The sequence below is a fragment of the Caldovatus sediminis genome (genome assembly GCF_014644455.1).
GTDB lineage: Bacteria > Pseudomonadota > Alphaproteobacteria > Acetobacterales > Acetobacteraceae > Caldovatus > Caldovatus sediminis.
Map to the genome: position 1 here is coordinate 1 of NZ_BMKS01000010.1, position 16,008 is coordinate 16,008.

General features: G+C 75.8%; 13 protein-coding genes and 1 pseudogene. 8 read left to right on the plus strand and 6 right to left on the minus strand.

Annotated elements, in window-relative coordinates:
- Positions 1-774: 774 nt before the first annotated feature.
- Positions 775-1,149, minus strand: coding sequence for a hypothetical protein (locus IEX99_RS15190; protein WP_188901785.1), 375 nt, complete (start codon positions 1,147-1,149; stop codon positions 775-777).
- A 152-nt stretch (positions 1,150-1,301) separates the two neighbouring features.
- On the opposite strand from IEX99_RS15190, the gene IEX99_RS15195 reads away from it, so the two are divergent.
- Complete coding sequence (locus tag IEX99_RS15195; protein WP_188901787.1) at positions 1,302-3,593, plus strand: peptidoglycan-binding domain-containing protein; 2,292 nt, start codon at positions 1,302-1,304, stop codon at positions 3,591-3,593.
- A gap of 12 nt (positions 3,594-3,605) precedes the next feature.
- Here IEX99_RS15195 and IEX99_RS15200 read toward each other — a convergent pair whose 3' ends face one another.
- On the minus strand, positions 3,606-4,163 hold the full coding sequence (locus IEX99_RS15200) for a DUF1013 domain-containing protein (protein ID WP_188901789.1): 558 nt from the start codon (positions 4,161-4,163) through the stop codon (positions 3,606-3,608).
- 153 nt (positions 4,164-4,316) lie between these two features.
- Between IEX99_RS15200 and IEX99_RS15205 the strand changes: the two genes are divergently transcribed.
- Positions 4,317-4,532, plus strand: coding sequence for a DUF1192 domain-containing protein (locus IEX99_RS15205; protein ID WP_188901791.1), 216 nt, complete (start codon positions 4,317-4,319; stop codon positions 4,530-4,532).
- A 29-nt stretch (positions 4,533-4,561) separates the two neighbouring features.
- Here IEX99_RS15205 and IEX99_RS15210 read toward each other — a convergent pair whose 3' ends face one another.
- Complete coding sequence (locus IEX99_RS15210) at positions 4,562-6,199, minus strand: helicase HerA-like domain-containing protein (protein ID WP_188901793.1); 1,638 nt, start codon at positions 6,197-6,199, stop codon at positions 4,562-4,564.
- A 187-nt stretch (positions 6,200-6,386) separates the two neighbouring features.
- Here IEX99_RS15210 and rpmI point away from each other — a divergent pair, with 187 nt between their 5' ends.
- From rpmI to IEX99_RS15235, 5 genes and pseudogenes are all read left to right on the plus strand, one after another.
- Positions 6,387-6,593: a 50S ribosomal protein L35 gene (gene rpmI / locus IEX99_RS15215; RefSeq protein WP_188901795.1), complete on the plus strand. Its 207-nt coding sequence runs from the start codon at positions 6,387-6,389 to the stop codon at positions 6,591-6,593.
- Between the two features lie 14 nt (positions 6,594-6,607).
- Positions 6,608-6,985 carry a 50S ribosomal protein L20 gene (gene rplT / locus IEX99_RS15220; RefSeq protein WP_188901797.1) on the plus strand — a complete coding sequence of 126 codons (378 nt, stop codon included), beginning with the start codon at positions 6,608-6,610 and terminating at the stop codon, positions 6,983-6,985.
- Between the two features lie 113 nt (positions 6,986-7,098).
- On the plus strand, positions 7,099-8,193 hold the full coding sequence (pheS, locus tag IEX99_RS15225; protein WP_188902048.1) for a phenylalanine--tRNA ligase subunit alpha: 1,095 nt from the start codon (positions 7,099-7,101) through the stop codon (positions 8,191-8,193).
- A 4-nt stretch (positions 8,194-8,197) separates the two neighbouring features.
- Positions 8,198-10,666, plus strand: coding sequence for a phenylalanine--tRNA ligase subunit beta (gene pheT / locus IEX99_RS15230; protein ID WP_188901799.1), 2,469 nt, complete (start codon positions 8,198-8,200; stop codon positions 10,664-10,666).
- 400 nt (positions 10,667-11,066) lie between these two features.
- Positions 11,067-12,001: pseudogene (locus tag IEX99_RS15235) on the plus strand (PQQ-dependent sugar dehydrogenase).
- Between the two features lie 206 nt (positions 12,002-12,207).
- Here IEX99_RS15235 and IEX99_RS15245 read toward each other — a convergent pair.
- Together IEX99_RS15245 and IEX99_RS15250 are read right to left on the minus strand one after the other, a co-directional pair.
- On the minus strand, positions 12,208-12,732 hold the full coding sequence (locus IEX99_RS15245) for a hypothetical protein (protein ID WP_188901805.1): 525 nt from the start codon (positions 12,730-12,732) through the stop codon (positions 12,208-12,210).
- 29 nt (positions 12,733-12,761) lie between these two features.
- Positions 12,762-13,760 carry a Bug family tripartite tricarboxylate transporter substrate binding protein gene (locus tag IEX99_RS15250; RefSeq protein WP_229678063.1) on the minus strand — a complete coding sequence of 333 codons (999 nt, stop codon included), beginning with the start codon at positions 13,758-13,760 and terminating at the stop codon, positions 12,762-12,764.
- A 127-nt stretch (positions 13,761-13,887) separates the two neighbouring features.
- Between IEX99_RS15250 and IEX99_RS15255 the strand changes: the two genes are divergently transcribed.
- Positions 13,888-15,258 carry a replication-associated recombination protein A gene (locus tag IEX99_RS15255; RefSeq protein WP_188901807.1) on the plus strand — a complete coding sequence of 457 codons (1,371 nt, stop codon included), beginning with the start codon at positions 13,888-13,890 and terminating at the stop codon, positions 15,256-15,258.
- A gap of 105 nt (positions 15,259-15,363) precedes the next feature.
- Here IEX99_RS15255 and IEX99_RS15260 read toward each other — a convergent pair whose 3' ends face one another.
- Positions 15,364-15,954 carry a response regulator gene (locus tag IEX99_RS15260; protein WP_188901809.1) on the minus strand — a complete coding sequence of 197 codons (591 nt, stop codon included), beginning with the start codon at positions 15,952-15,954 and terminating at the stop codon, positions 15,364-15,366.
- Positions 15,955-16,008 lie beyond the last annotated feature (54 nt).

Below are 16,008 nucleotides of genomic sequence, written 5' to 3' on the forward strand. Positions count from 1 at the left end.
TGCGCAGGGGATCGAATCGGTTTTGTAAACCGAAGGCCGGGGGTTCGAATCCCTCACCCGGCAGGGGATCCGCGCATGCGCAAGCCCCGCGGCCGGACGCACGGTGCGGCGCCGGATGCGCCGAGCCCGGACGGGGCGCCGGCAAGAAAACTCCGACCCCCCTATCCAACGAGAAGTTGCATAGTTTTCCCGACGCCACAACCATGGATCAGGTTCAGCACCCGCTGCCCGTGCCTGAGGTTTCGATGTCCGGCTCTGCACGCCCGTGTCCGCTCGCCGCAGCGTCGGCCAGTTCGCTGCCCGGCCCGGCGGACCTCCTCGCCGAACTCGCCGCGGCGCTGGAGCGCGAAGACCCTCCGCCGACCGCCGCGCCGGCCGCGGACGCAAACCGCCGGCCGCCCGCGACGCGCTGACGTGCGTCGCCGTTCCAAGGCCCACGGGCACGCGACGGCGTGTGCGGCTCCTGAACCGTTGGAGGCTCTCGCGCCAGGAAGGGCCGGACCGCGTCGCAGGCACGGCAAGGGGCGTATCCGTCCTGATCACGGGGTTCGCACCCCGACGCGCATTGCGCCGCCCCCCCCGCGCGCGCAGCCTCCGCTACGGCTGCTGCCCGACTGGTGCACGGGCGCTGCAAGGGCGGCACCGCGACCCCTGATGCCGGGCACCCCGCCCTCGCCGAGCGGCCCGGAACGGTCCAGGGATGGAGGCGGAACGGCGCCCCGTGGGGAGGGACCGTCATCCGCCCGGGGGACGAGACTGCGTCGGCAAGGCGCATCAGGCGCGTCGAAAGCGCACCTCGGCCCCCGGCGAATCCCGCGTCGCTTCGCCCTCGCCGACGTCCATCACCGCGAGCAGCGCGACCCGTCCGCGACCGGGAACATCGAGGATCGGCGGGTCGAGCGAGACGACGCGGGTGCCCTCCGGCACCTCGACCTCGCCGTAGCGGACCGGCGTGCCGAGCTCCGCCTCCTCCTGGCCCAGAGGGTGGGCATCCACCGGCGCATCGCTGCCGGCGTAGCCGGCGGCCCGCATCGGAACCAGGGTCCAGTGCGTCTCGACCGTACCGGCGCCGCCCGCGCCTGAGGGGGCATCGGGCACCGGCGCGGGGCGCCGCACCTCGTAGCGATAGACGGTGAAGCGTGCGGCCAATCGGGTCGTCTCCCGTCGCATCGCGGTCAAACTCGCCGGGACGGGATCGGTTGCCGTGCCGGATCCCGGTGCCTGCGGTCTCGCTGCCGATGGCCGGCGTGGCAAAATCGCGCTAGAGTTGCATCCGCCCGCCGTCCCGCCCGACGAGATCCATGCACGACGCGCCGCCGCAGCCCTGGCTTCGGCATCACCCCGGGTTCCGCGCCAGCGGCGTCCCGCTCCAGGCCCGGCGCCTGTCCGTCTTCGGCGTGGCGGCGGCGTTCGCCGCCGGGGTGGCGCTCCTCGGCGGCGCGACGCCGGGGTTGGCGCAGCAGCGCGACCCGCCCCGCGGGGGCGCGGCATCGAGCGTCGCGGCCACCGAGGAAGCCGCGGCATTCGCCGAGGCCGTCCGCGCCCGGGAGGCGGCGCGCGCCGCCCGGGAGGAAGCAGCGGCGGCACTCGCCGTCGCGGAGCAGCGCGCGGCGGCCGCGCGGGTGCCGGTCGAAGCCCGCTTCGCCGTCCCCCTCGCGACCCAGCGCGCCGCGCTGGAGGCGGCGCGGGCCGAGCGCGAGGCGGCAGCGCGCATGCCGGAGATCCCGCCGGAACAGAGCCGCCTGCTCGCCCGCCGCGTCGCGGCCGAACGGACGATCGCCGAGGCGGAGCGGCGGCTCGCCGCGGCGGCCGAGGTGCAGGCCGCCGGAGAGCGGGCACGCGATGCCGCCGCCGAGCGCGCCCGCACTGCCCGGACCGAGCTCGGTCGCAACGAGGAGGCGATCGCCGAGATCGCCCGCCAGCGCGCCGCGCTGCTCGCTCCCGGCGCCAGGATCCGCGAGGAGCACCTGCGCGCCGCCCGCGAGGAGGAACGCCGCCTGGTGGCGCTGGAGGCCGAGTTCACCCCGGTCTTCGAGCAGGCGAAGCGCGCCCTGCGGCCTGTCCTCCTCCAGCGCCTGCCGGTGCTGATCCGGCTGAAGGAGCAGGCCGAGGGGATGGACCGCTTCCTTTATTGCGCCGACAAGCGCGAGCGGCTCGAGGCCTACTTCACCTCGGCCATCCTCGGCCTGCAGGCGACGGTGGCGCTGCGCGGCACCGATGCCAGCATGCTGAGCGGCGCCCTGGTCTGGCTGGGCGAGGACTCGCTCAACAATTTCCGCGAGGCCCGGTGCTCCGACCCCGCCTCGGTGGCGCGCGCCCTGGCGGAGAACGCGCAGGAGCGGCTCGCCGTGGTGACCCTGCGCGCACAGGCGCTGCGCCAGGTGGTCGCCCGCGAGACCAGGGCCGCGGAGGAGGCGGAGGCGCAGCGCGTGCGGGCTGCCGAGGCGATCGCCGCCGCCCGCGCGGACCTGGACCGCGCGCGCGCCGAGCACGACGGCGCCGATCAGGCATTGCAGGCGCGCGCCGCCGAGTTCCTCGCCATCGCCGGACCGCTGGCTGCCGCCCGTCGGGACGCGCTGGAAGCGGCGGAGGCGCGCCTCGAGGCGGCGCGGACGCAACTCGCGGCGGTCGAGGCCGCCTACGCCGCCGCGCTCGAGGCCGAGGTGCCGGGGACGGCGGCTGCGCAGGCGGCCGCGCAGGCGGCCGCCGCGCGGGCGGAGCAGGCGGAGGCGGCCGCCGCGGCAGCCGGCGACGCCTTCGCGGAGGCGCTCGCCGCGGACTATGCGCAGCGCTTCGTCGCCATCGCCTCCCGCCCCGCCCCCGGCTGGCCGCGGCCCGGGCCGCGAGGGCTGCCGCAGGGCGGCCCGGCGGCGCTGTGCGCCGAGATCGCGAACACCGGGCCCCTCGCGCTGCGCGCGGTCGAGGTGGACCTGCAGTTCCGCGGCCGCAGCCTGGACGCAGCGGGGATCCCGGTCGCGGAGGCGCTCGGCGCCTATGGCAACCGCGGCGTGTTCGAGCCGGTGTCCCACACCCAGGCGCGCGAGCTTGTCGCCGGCCTGCCGCCGCGCGGGCGCTGGCAGACCGAGCGCGGCGCGTGCCCGGTCATCGAGCTGGCCCGGCTCGTCGAGGGAGAGCGCGGCCGGGCGTTCGCGGCCGCCGCGGGCGGCGCCGCGGGGCTGGTTCGCAACGCGGGCCAGTGGCGATACGCGGTGCGGGCGGTGCGTCTGGCGCGCCCGGATTCGCTCCGCCGGACCACCGCGGAGATCTGGGCGTACGAGACCGAACCGCACCGCGTGGTCTTCGCCGCCGAGCTGCGCCAGGTCGAGGACGCCGCGCTCGCGCCGCCCCTCGCCGCGGCGCCCGGGCCGGAGGTCGCGGCGGCGGCCGACGAGGTGGCGGAGCTCGACCGGCCGACGGTCATGCAGGTGCAGCGCGCGCTGAACGCGCTCGAGTTCGACGCCGGCACGGCGGACGGGATCGCCGGGCCGCGGACCCGCGAGGCGATCCGCGCCTACCAGCGCAGCCTGGGCCAGCCGCAGACCGGCGAGCTGACCCGGCGGCAGCTCAGCCGCCTGCTGGCGGGATCGAGCTGACCTCCGCGCCGCTCAGGCCGCGTCCTCGGAGAGCTGTGGCGGCGTGGCCGGATTGATGCCGGCCGCGGCGATCGCCGCGTTGAGGTCCGACTGCGTGCAGAGGCCGAGGATCACCGGATCGCGCGGCTTGATGTTGGGGCTGTTCCAGTGGGTGCGGTCGCGCACCTTCTGGATCGTCTCCTTGGTCGTGCCGAGCAGCTTGGCGATCGCCGCATCCGGCAACTGCGGGTAGTGGCGCAGCAGCCAGGCGATGGCGTCGGGCCGGTCGATGCGCTTGGCCACCGGGGTGTAGCGCGCGCCCTTGGTCCGCGGCTTGGGCAGCGGGACCGAGGGTTCGCTGAGCCGCAGCCGCGCATTCGGGTCGGCCTCGCAGCGGGCGATCTCCTCGCGCGTGAGCTGGCCGCTGGCGATCGGGTCGAAGCCGACGATGCCCTGCGCCACCTCGCCATCGGCGATGGCCTGGACCTCGAGGGGGTGCATGCCGACAAAGTCGGCGATCTGGTCGAAGGTCAGCGAGGTCTTCTCGATCAGCCACACGGCGGTGGCCTTCGGCATCAGGGGCAGCGGCATGGGAGGACCTTCAGGGTCGGGCCGGGCGGTCGTGGGGGGGAGGGCCGGCCGGCGCGCCTCCCTCCTCTGGCAGCGGCTGCCAAGGATATAGAGTGGGGTCCCGGGCGGGTCAAAGCCCGCGCCCGGGCGACAGGAACGGGCAAGGCAGGACCGATGTTCGACGACGAGGAGGAACGGCTGCGGCGCCAGGCCGCGGCCTCCGCGAAGGGGCGGCGAGGGCTGGAACCGGCGGTCCTGGACGGCTGGTCGGTGGCCGAGATGCGGGACTATGTCGCGGCGTTGCGTGCCGAGATTGTCCGCACCGAAGCCGCGATCGCCGCCCGCGAGGCGCAGCGCGGCGCGGCCGACGCGCTGTTCCGCAAGTCCTGAGGCGGAGGCAGCGGCGGGCGGGCCGTAGCCTAGCGCCGGTGAAGGATCGTGCCGAGCACGCCGCGCAGCACCGCGTTGCCGATCTGGCGCCCCACCGCGGAGCCGATACTGCGCGCCGCCGACTTCGCCATCGCCTCGGCGACGCCCTGGCGCCGGCCGCGGTCGCCGGTGAGGATGTCGCCGAGCAGCCCCCCCCCGGTCGGGGCGCGCCCCGGCTGCCCCGGCGCAGGGACGCGGCGGGCCTGCGGCACGATGTCGGGGATCCGGCCCCGGGCGCTAGGACCCTGGGGGGGCACCCTGACGCCACCCCAGGGGTCGCCGCCGCGCACCGGCGCTGAACCGGTCTCGACGCGATGCGGGCCCGGATCGGCCATCGCCATGGTGGCGCGGCCGGTCAGCAGCTCGTAGGCCGACTCGCGGTCCATCTCCTCGTCGTAGCGGCCGGCGAGCGGGCTGCGGACGAGGATCGCGGCCCGCTCTTCCGGCGTGATCGCGCCGATGCGCGAGCGCGGCGGGCAGATCCGCGCGCGCTCCACCGGCGTCGGCGTGCCGTCCGCGGCGAGGGTCGAGACCAGCGCCTCGCCCACGCCGAGCTGGCCGATCACCTCCTCGACGCGCAGCCTCGGGTTGGGCCGGAAGGTCGCGGCCGCGGCGCGCACCGCCTTCTGCTCCGCCGGGGTGAAGGCGCGCAGCGCGTGCTGCACCCGGTTGCCGAGCTGGCCGAGCACGCCGGCCGGCAGGTCGAGCGGGTTCTGGGTGACGAAATAGACGCCCACCCCCTTGGAGCGGATCAGCCGCACCACCGTCTCGACCTTCTCGACCAGCGCCTTCGGCGCGTCGCGGAACAGCAGGTGCGCTTCGTCGAAGAAGAACACCAGCTTCGGCCGGTCGAGGTCGCCGACCTCAGGCAGCTCCTCGAACAGCTCGGAGAGCAGCCAGAGCAGGAAGGTGGCGTAGAGGCGCGGGCTGTGGATCAGCCTGTCGGCGGCGAGCACGTTCACCGCGCCGCGCCCGTCCGGCGTGAGGAGCATCATGTCCTCCAGCGCCAGCGCCGGCTCGCCGAAGAAGTGGTCCGCCCCGGCTTCCTCGAGCATCAGCAGGCGGCGCTGGATGGTGCCGATGGTGGCCTTGCCGACGCGGCCGTAGACGGCGCCGATCTCGTCGGTCCGCTCCGCGACGTGGCTCAGGATCGCGCGGAGGTCCTTGAAGTCGAGCAGCAGCAGGCCCTCGTCGTCGGCGAGGCGGAAGGCGATCGTGAGCGCGCCCTCCTGCGTCTCGTTCAGCTCCAGCATGCGAGCGAGCAGCAGCGGGCCCATCTCGGCGACGGTGGCGCGCAGGCGGTGGCCCTGCGCGCCGAACAGGTCCCAGAAGACGACCGGGGCGGGCTCGTAGGCGAAATCGGCGATCCCCAGCTCCCGCGCGCGGGTCTCGATCCTGGGGTTGGGCGTGCCGGGCTGGCTCAGGCCGGCGAGGTCGCCCTTGACGTCGGCGCAGAAGACGGGGACGCCGGCGCGCGAGAAGCCCTCGGCGAGGACCTGGAGCGTGATGGTCTTGCCGGTGCCGGTGGCGCCGGCGATCAGGCCGTGCCGGTTGGCGCGGGAGAGAAGCAGCTCGCAGGGGCGCTCGCCCCAACCGATCAGGATCGCCTGCCGCGCCGCCGCCGTCATGATGCCCCGCCCTCGCTCGCCCGCTCCCGCCCTATTCTGGGGATGGCGGAGCCGCGGGGAAACCCTTGCGGCCCGGCTTCCCCGCCGCTATACGCCGCGCCTCTCCCGCGCGCCGGTGCGATGGACGGGCATGCCCGGCCGCGGCTCCGCGCCCCGATCCGGGGCGCTTCCGACCCGGAGGTCCGAAATGCCCAAGATGAAGACGAAGTCGAGCGTCAAGAAGCGCTTCCGGCTCACCGCCACCGGCAAGGTCCTGGCGGGGCCCGGCAACAAGCGCCACAACCTCATCGCCCGCAGCCAGAAGGCGAAGCGGCAGAACCGCGGCAGCCAGGTGCTGACGCCGCAGGACGCGCGGACGGTGAAGCAGTGGATGCCCTACGGCATCGAGCGCTGAAGGAGGGCTGAGCGATGGCGCGTGTCAAGCGGGGCGTCACCAAGCACGCCCGCCACAAGAAGATCCTCAGGCTCGCCAAGGGCTATGTCGGGCGCAGCAGCACCTCCTACCGGATCGCGCTGGAGCGCGTGGAGAAGGCGCTGCGCTACGCCTACCGCGACCGGCGCAACAAGAAGCGCGACTTCCGCGGCCTCTGGATCCAGCGGATCAACGCCGCGGTGCGCGAGCACGGCATGACCTACAGCCAGTTCATCGCCGGCGCGAAGGCGGCGGGCATCGGGCTGGACCGCAAGGTGATGGCGGCGATCGCCTTCGACGACCCGCGCGGCTTCGCGGCGCTGGTCGAGAAGGCGCGGGCGGCCCGCCCGCAGCCGACGCTGGCGGCGCGGTAGGCGGCCACCGCGGGGGATCGTCGCCCCCGCGCGAAGGCGTTCAGCAGAGGGCCGCTTCCGCGAGGGGCGGCCCTTTTCGCATCCGGGACCGGACGATGACCGACGCGACCACGATGACGACGGCCGGGGGAGAGGACCTCGAAGCCCTGCGGCGCGAGACGGAGGCGGCGCTCGCCGCCGCCGCCGACCTGCGCGCCTGGGACGCGGTGCGGGTCGCCACGCTCGGGCGGAGCGGGCGGCTGACCGCGCTGCTCAAGGGCCTCGGCCAGGTGCCGGCGGAGCGACGCAAGGAGCGCGGCGCCGCGCTGAACCGCCTGAAGGCCGAGCTGGAGGCGGCGATCGAGGCGCGCCGCCTCGCGCTCGAGCAGGCGGAGCTGGAGGCGCGCCTCAAGGCCGAGCGGCTCGACGTCACCCTGCCGCCGCGCCCGACCGCGCCCGGCACGGCGGCCGAGGGCGGCATCCACCCGATCAGCCGCACCGTCGAGGAACTGACGGCGATCTTCGGCGCCATGGGCTTCGCCGTCGTCGAAGGCCCGGACATCGAGAGCGACTGGCACAATTTCGGCGCCCTCAACATCCCCGAGCACCACCCGGCGCGCCAGGACCACGACACCTTCTACCTGCCCCCCGGCCCCGACGGCCGCCGCCCGGTGCTGCGCACCCACACCTCCCCGGTGCAGATCCGCACCATGCTGACGCAGGCGCCGCCGATCCGCGCCATCGTGCCGGGGCGCACCTACCGCGCCGACCACGACGCGACCCACTCGCCGATGTTCCACCAGGTGGAGGGGCTGGTGATCGACCGCGCGATCACCCTCGGCCACCTCAAGGGCTGCCTGATCGACTTCCTGCGCGCCTTCTTCGGCATCCGCGACCTGCCGGTGCGCTTCCGCGCCAGCTACTTCCCCTTCACCGAGCCCTCGATGGAGGTGGACATCAGCTGGAACCGCAGGACCGGCGAGCTCGGCAAGGGCGAGGACTGGCTGGAGATCCTCGGCAGCGGCATGGTGCACCCGAAGGTGCTGGCGAATTGCGGGCTCGACCCGCGCGTCTGGCAGGGCTTCGCCTTCGGCATGGGAATCGAGCGCATCGCCATGCTCAAGCAGGGCATGACCGACCTCCGGCCCTTCTTCGAGAGCGACGTGCGCTGGCTGCGCCACTACCGCGCCGATCCGCTCTCCCCGCCCTCGCTGGCGGAGGGGGTGTGAGGCGATGAGGTTCACCCTCTCCTGGTTGCGCCGCCACCTCGACACCGACGCGCCGCTCGCGCGCATCACCGGGACGCTCTCCGCCATCGGCCTCGAGGTCGAGGGGGTGGAGGACCGCGCCGCCCCGCTCGCCCCCTTCCGCATCGCGCGCGTCGTGGAGGCGGTGCCGCACCCGAACGCCGACCGCCTGCGCGTCTGCAAGGTGGACGCGGGCGAGGGGAGGATCGTCGAGGTGGTCTGCGGCGCCCCCAACGCGCGCACCGGCATGAAGGGCGTGTTCGCGCCGCCCGGCTCCTTCATCCCGGGCACCGGGATCACGCTCAGGGTCGGCGAGATCCGCGGCGTGCGGAGCAACGGCATGCTGCTCTCCGCGCGCGAGATGGGGCTCGGCGAGGACCACACCGGGATCGTCGAGCTGCCGGAGGAGGCGCCGGTCGGCGAGAGCTACGCGCGCTGGGCCGGGCTCGACGATCCGGTGATCGAGATCAACGTCACGCCGAACCGCGGCGACGCGCTCGGCGTGCGCGGCGTCGCCCGCGACCTGGCGGCGGCGGGGCTCGGCACGCTGCGGCCGTGGCGCCCCGAGCCGGTGCCGGCGCGCTTCGCGAGCCCCCTGCGCTGGGAGATCGCCGATCCGCGCGCCTGCACCTGGGTGCTCGGGCGCGCGCTCCGGGGCCTCTCCAACGGCCCGAGCCCGAAGTGGCTGCAGGACCAGCTCACCGCGATCGGGCTGCGGCCGATCAACGCGCTGGTGGACGTGACCAACTGGTTCACCTACGACCTCGGCCGCCCGCTGCACGTCTTCGACGTGCGGAAGGTGAAGGGCCAGGTGCTCACCATGCGCATGGCGCGCGAGGGCGAGCGGCTGCTCGCGCTGAACGGCAGGGAATACGCGCTGACGGCGGAGGACGGCGTGATCGCCGACGCCGCCGGGGCGGAGGCGATCGGCGGCATCATCGGCGGCGAGCACACCGGCTGCGACGAGCACACGACGGAGGCCTTCATCGAGTGCGCGCTGTTCGACCCGGTGCGCATCGCCCTCTCCGGCCGCCGCCACGACATCCGCACCGACGCGCGCGCCCGCTTCGAGCGTGGCGTCGACCCGGCGCTGATGCCGCCCGCGCTCGAGGCGGCGACGCGCATGATGCTCGAGTTCTGCGGCGGCGAGGCGAGCGAGGTGGTCGCGGCCGGCGCCGAGCCCGCCTGGCGCCGCAGCGCCACGCTGCGCTTCCGCCGCCTCGCCGAGTTCGGCGGCGCCGAGGTGCCGCCCGAGGAGGCGGTGGGCGTGCTGGAGCGGCTCGGCTTCGCGGTGGAGCGGCGCGACGCGGAGAGCGTGACCGTCGCCGTCCCCTCCTGGCGCAACGACATCGCCCAGCCCGGCGCGCTCGACCAGGCGCCCGGCCTGCCCGCGGAGCGCGCGCGCGCCGCCGCCGAGGGCTGCGCCGCGATCGAGCCGGAATGCGACCTGATCGAGGAGGTGCTGCGCATCCGCGGCCTCGACCGGGTGCCGCCGGTCTCGCTGCCGGTCGCCTCGCCGGTGCCGCCGCCGGCGCTGACGCCGAAGCAGGCGCGCACGGCGCTGGCGCGGCGGGTGCTGGCGGCGCGCGGGATGCTGGACTGCGTGAGCTTCGGCTTCCTCGACTCCCGCATCGCCGCGCTGTTCGGCGAGGCGCCCGGGGCGCTGCGGCTCGACAACCCGATCGCCTCCGACCTCGACCAGATGCGGCCGACGCCGGTGGCGAGCCTGCTCCTCGCCGCCGCGCGCAACGCGGCGCGCGGCTTCGGCGACGTGGCGCTGGCCGAGGTCGGCGGCGGCTACCGCGACCCGACGCCCGAGGGGCAGCTCCAGATCGCCGCCGGCGTGCGCGTGGGCGCGACGCCGCGCCACTGGGCGGAGCCCTCGCGCCCGATGGACGCGATGGACGCCAAGGGCGACGCCTTCGCGCTGCTCGCCGCGCTCGGCGTGCCGATGCCGGCGCTGACGGTCACCGCGGACGCGCCGGGCTTCTACCACCCGGGCCGCTCCGGCGTGGTGCGGCAGGGCAGGCAGGCGCTCGCGACCTTCGGCGAGATCCACCCGCAGGTGCTCGCCGCGCTCGACCTGCACGGCCCGGCGGCGGCGTTCGAGGTGTTCCTCGACGCCATCCCCGAGCCGAAGCGCCGCCGGCGCGGCCCGCCGGACCTGCCGCCCTTCCAGCCGGTGCGGCGCGACTTCGCCTTCCTGGTGGACGAGACGGTGCCGGCCGAGGCGGTGCTGAAGGCCGCCCGCGCCGCCGACCGCGCGCTGATCGGCGACGTGACGCTGTTCGACCGCTACGCCGGCGAGCGGGTGCCGCGCGGCAAGGTCAGCCTCGCCATCCAGGTGACGCTGCAGCCGCGCGAGGCGACGCTGACCGACACCCAGATCGAGGCGGTGGCCGACAAGGTGGTGCAGGCGGTGGCGAAGGCGACCGGGGCGGTGCTGCGGGCCTGACCCCGCTCGGGCGGGCGCCGCGCGGCGGCCGTCGGCCTGCCGGAAAGAACCTCCCTGCGCCGCGTTCGGCCTGCGGCGTGCCCGGCCTCCGCGCTCGCCGCGAAGCGGAGGGGATCGCCGATGCGCATTCCCTTCGCGGCGACGTTCCGTGCCGCGCTGCTCGCGACCGCCTAGTGCGGCCTCGCGTCGGTGCCGGCCCCGGCGCAGGCCAGCAGGCGCCCGCACCGGCCGAGGAGCGGCAGCTCCGGGACCAGCAAGCCCCGCAGCCGCAACGCTCCGCCGCGCGGACCATCGGGACCGAGGCCGGCCGGCTGCGGGTGGAGACCATCGCGCAGGGCCTGGCGCATCCAGGGGTCTTGCCGTCCTGCCGGACGGCCGCCTCTCGCCGCCGCTGCAGGGCGTGCCGGCGATCTACCGCTACCGGGGGCCGACCAGCCGCAGCCAGGGCGGCCCGTTCGACGGCCCTGCACCCCGGCCGGCTTCGAGCGGAACCGCCTCGTCTCTCTCAGCCTCGCGCGCTGGACGGAGGAGGGGCGGCACCGCCGTGGTCCGCGGCCGGCTCGTCGAGGGCGAGGGCGGTCCGGCGCGGCTCGAGGACGTCGAGGAGGTTTTCCCCCGGAACAACCGCGACGGCAGCGGCCTGCGCTTCGGCGGCCGCCTAGCCTTCCGCTCCGAGGACGGAACGCCGTTTCTGAGCATGGGGGAGCGGCGCAACATCGGCACCGCGCAGGATCCGCGGGATCACCGCGGCTCGATCATCCGCATCCGCGACGACGGCGCGGTCCCCGACGGCAATCCGTTCGCGGGCGAGGCCGACGAGGACGACCACATCTGGTCCTACGGCCACCGCAACATCCAGGCGATGGCCTTCCACCCGGACGGCGGCGAGATCTGGGTCGCGGATCACGGCCCGCGGGGCGGGGACAGGATCAACCGGATCAAGGCCGGTCGGAACTACGGCTGGCTCTTCCTCACGGGCGGCGTGGACTATTCCGGGGCGCCGATCGGCGTCGGCGCGGAGCCGGAAGGCATGGGATCGCCCCTCCATGTCTTCGAGGAGACGGTCGCGCCCTCCGGCCTCGCTTTCCAGCGGAGCGACGCCTTGCCGGACTGGCGGGGCCGCATGCTGTGGGCGGCCTCGCCAAGCGTGGCGTGGTGCGCATGGCGGTGGCCGGCGGTTCCGTCGAGCAGCGGGAGGTGATCGCGTTCGGTTGCCGCATCCGCGACGTGACGGTGCACCGCGACGGCTCGGTCCGGCTGCTGACCGAACACGAGGACAGCGAGGTGCTGCGCCTCACTCCGGCGGGCGAGGCGGCCATCGGCGCCGGGCGGTAACGCCGGATCCCCACGAGCGCGACGCGCGCCCGAACGGGCGCTGCCGCCTGCGCGGCGAGCCGAGCCGCCAGATCGCGGTGCCCAGGTCCGGGCGCGGATCGGTCGCGATCCGCGAGATCCGGCAGGACGCGCGGCGGTGGCGGAGCCGGGTGCCGCCGCGTCGCCAGTCTCCCGACGGGCGCGGCGGCGGCTGCGGTGCCGGCTCATCACCGCAGCGCGCCCGCGGCGAAGCGGATCATGCCCGCCGCCTCGGCGTCGAACTCGCGCAGCGGCGCGGCGAGCGCCGCCGGCCAGCTCCGCCCCGCGCGCGGCGGCACGAACAGCACGGGCCGCCGGTCGTCCATGAGCACCGCGAAGATCTGCTCGCCGTGCGGATCCCAGGCGAGGAACACGCCCGCCTCGCTGCAGCCGGCGGGCGCGCAGCCCCAGCCGTAGAGGTGCCGCCCGTTGTCCGCGAGGCGCAGGGGCGGGCCGGGCAGGCGCACCGCCTGCGCGAGGGCGCGCTGCCAGCCGCCGCCGGCCATGCGGAGGTTCATCGCCACGCCCGGCTGGCCGAGCAGCGCGGCGACGGGGCGGCCGATCAGCGCCGATGCGGCGACCGCCCCCGGCGGCTCGTCCGCGGTCTGCGGCGCGGCGGGGCCGGCGGAGGGGGCGAGTGGAGCGGCCAGCGACAGCGCGGCGCAAATCAGCGCACGCAGGAGGCGGGCCGCGCCCGGCCGGCGGCAGGCCATCCTCCGCGCCGGCGAGGCCCGCTCCCGGCTCACCCCGCCTCCAGCCCGATCTCGCGCACCAGGCGCCCCATCGCCTCGCGCTGCTCGGTCATGAAGCGCGCGAAGCTCGCCGGGTCGCTGCCGACCGGGATCGCCCCCAGCGCCTCGATGCGCTGGCGCACGACGGGATCGGCGAGCGCCGCCAGCACCGCCTGGTGCAGCCGCGCGACGATCGGCGCCGGCAGCCCGGCCGGGGCGAACAGGCCGTTCCACTCGTTCAGCTCGTAGCCGGGGAAGCCCTGCTCGGCGAAGGTCGGCACCTCCAGCAGCGGCGGGATGCGCTGCGCCGTGGTGACGGCGAGCGGCCGCACCCGCCCCTCGCGGGCGAGCTGGAGCGAGGAGGAGACGGTGCCGAACACGAAGGCGACATTGCCGCCGAGCAGGTCCTGCAGCGCCGGCGTGCCGCCGCGATAGGGCACGTGCACGACGTTGAGCCCGGCGCGGCGCAGGAACAGCTCGGTGCCGAGATGCGAGGCGGTGGCGTTGCCGGAGGAGCCGTAGGCGAGCTGCCCCGGCCGCGCCTTCGCGTAGGCGACGAACTCGGCCAGCGTGCGCACCGGCAGGCCGTTGTGCACGATCATGATCTGCGGCAGCACGATCACCTGGCTGATCGGCGTGAAGGCGGTGGCGTAGTCGAAGGGCAGGTTCTTCAGCAGGACGTGGTTCACCGTCTGCGGGCTCGCGTCCACGAACAGCGTGTGGCCGTCCGGCGCGGCGCGCGCGACCTCGTGCCCGGCGAGGGAGCCGCCGGCGCCAGGACGGTTCTCGACCACCACGGGCTGGCCGAGCAGGGTGGAGAACGGGCCGGCGAGCAGGCGCGCCGTGGTGTCCACGCCGCCGCCGGGCGGATAGCCCGCGATCAGGCGGATCGGGCGCGTCGGCGCCCAGGGCGCGGCGCCCTGGGCGGCGGCGCGGCGCGGCGTCGCCGCGGCGGCGGCGAGCGCGGCGGCGAGGGCACGACGTTGCAACGAAGGCGGGATATCGGGCACGGCGATGGTTCCTCCTAGCGGTGCCGCCACCCTAGCCCGGACATGCGCCGATGCCACCCCGGCGCGCCTCGCGGGCGCCGGCGGGCGCCATCGCATCGGCGCGCCGGCGCGGTATGCTGCGCTTCCCATGCCGCCGCGCCGCGTCCCCGCCGATCCCGCCGCCCCGCCCGACCTGTTCGGGCCGCCCGCCGCCGCGCCTGGCGCGCCGCCCCCGCCGGACGACGCGCGCCGCCCCCTCGCCGACCGGCTGCGCCCGCGCGCGCTGGAGGAGGTGGTGGGCCAGGACCACCTGGTCGGCCCGGAGGGCGCGCTGACGCGCATGCTGGCGCGCGGCAGCCTCGCCTCGCTGGTCCTCTGGGGGCCGCCGGGGACCGGCAAGACCACCATCGCGCGCCTGCTCGCCGAGCGCGCGGGGCTCGCCTTCGTGCCGCTCTCGGCGGTGTTCTCCGGCGTGGCCGACCTCAAGCGCGCCTTCGACGAGGCGCGCCGGCGCCGCGCCGCGGGCCGGGGCACGCTGCTCTTCGTGGACGAGATCCACCGCTTCAACCGCGCCCAGCAGGACGGATTCCTGCCCGTCGTCGAGGACGGCACGGTGACCCTCGTCGGCGCGACGACCGAGAACCCCTCCTTCGAGCTGAACGGCGCCCTGCTCTCGCGCTGCCAGGTGCTGGTGCTGCGCCGGCTCGACGACGAGGCGCTGGAGAGGCTGCTCGCCCGCGCCGAGGCCGCGACCGGCCGTGCCCTGCCGGTGGACGAGGCGGCGCGCGCCGCGCTGCGCGCCATGGCCGACGGCGACGGCCGCTACCTGCTGAACATGGCGGAGCAGCTCCTCGCCCTGCCGGAGGACCAGCCGCCGCTCGACACCGCCGCGCTGTCGGCGCTGCTCGCCCGCCGCGCCGCGCTCTACGACAGGGACCGCGAGGAGCACTACAACCTGATCTCCGCGCTGCACAAGTCGCTGCGCGGCTCGGACCCGGACGCGGCGCTCTACTGGCTCGCGCGCATGCTCCAGGGCGGCGAGGACCCGCGCTACATCGCCCGGCGCCTGACGCGCTTCGCCGCCGAGGACGTCGGCATGGCCGATCCCGCCGCGCTGCCGCTCGCGATCGCGGCGTGGGAGACCTACGAGCGGCTCGGCTCGCCGGAGGGCGAGCTGGCGCTCGCCCAGCTCGTCGTGCACCTGGCGACGGCGCCGCGCTCGAACGCCGTCTATGTCGCCTTCGGCGCGGCGATGCGCGCGGCGCGCGAGACCGGCAGCCTGATGCCGCCCAAACACATCCTCAACGCGCCGACGCGGCTGATGAGGGAGCTCGGCTACGGCAGCGGCTACGCCTACGACCACGACGAGGAGGAGGGCTTCTCCGGCCAGGACTACTTCCCGGAGGGGATGCGCCGGCAGCGCTTCTACCGCCCGACCGACCGCGGCGCGGAGGCGGCGATCGCCGAGCGCCTGAGGCACTGGGAGGCGCTGCGGGCGAAACGGGCACGCAGGCGCTGAATCGCGGCGTTGCGGTCGCGACGCCTTGCCCGGTGCCGGAAGCGCCGCGTGCCGGCTGGCGCCCCGGGAGCCGGGCCGGCGCGCTGGCCAGGAACATCGGCCCGTTCAGCGCGCCCGTGCCGCGCCCTGATCGCCGGTGGCCGGATCGGCTCCGGCGGCGGGCGCGCGCGCCGGCAGCACGACGCGGCGGGGCATCGCGGCCGCGTTGGCGCGGGAGAGGGCCTCGGGCAGCGAATTGCCGAGATCGAAGGGCTTGCGCAGCAGGATGGTCTCGCCACGCCGGCCGGCGTCGCGACGGCCGAGGCGGCTTCGCAGCTCGGCGTCCGTCAGCTCGTGTCCGGTGACCACCACGACGGGGAGGCTGCGGCGCCGCGCGCGCAGGCGCCGGATCAGGCACACGCCGCCGAACGGCCCGCCCTGCGGCGAGCCGAGGTCGGTCACGAGCATGCCGATCGGCGTGCCGGCGGCCTCGGCTGCCTCCCACGCGGCGATGGCGGCGTCGGGGTCGGGCGCCGTCACGACGTCATGGCCGGCGCGCTCGAGGGCCTCCTCGAGCACCATCGCGACGACGGCCTCGTCCTCGACCAGCAGCACGCGCGCCGGCCGATCGGCCGGGGTGCCGGTCGCCGCCTCGCGCGGCGACCTGTGGAGCGGCGATGTGGTCGCGCTGGCGGCGCGAGCGCGGTGGGCGGGCATCGGGGGGCCTGGGACTCGCCGAGTGGGGGGGACCGGACGAGCGAAGCTCGATCA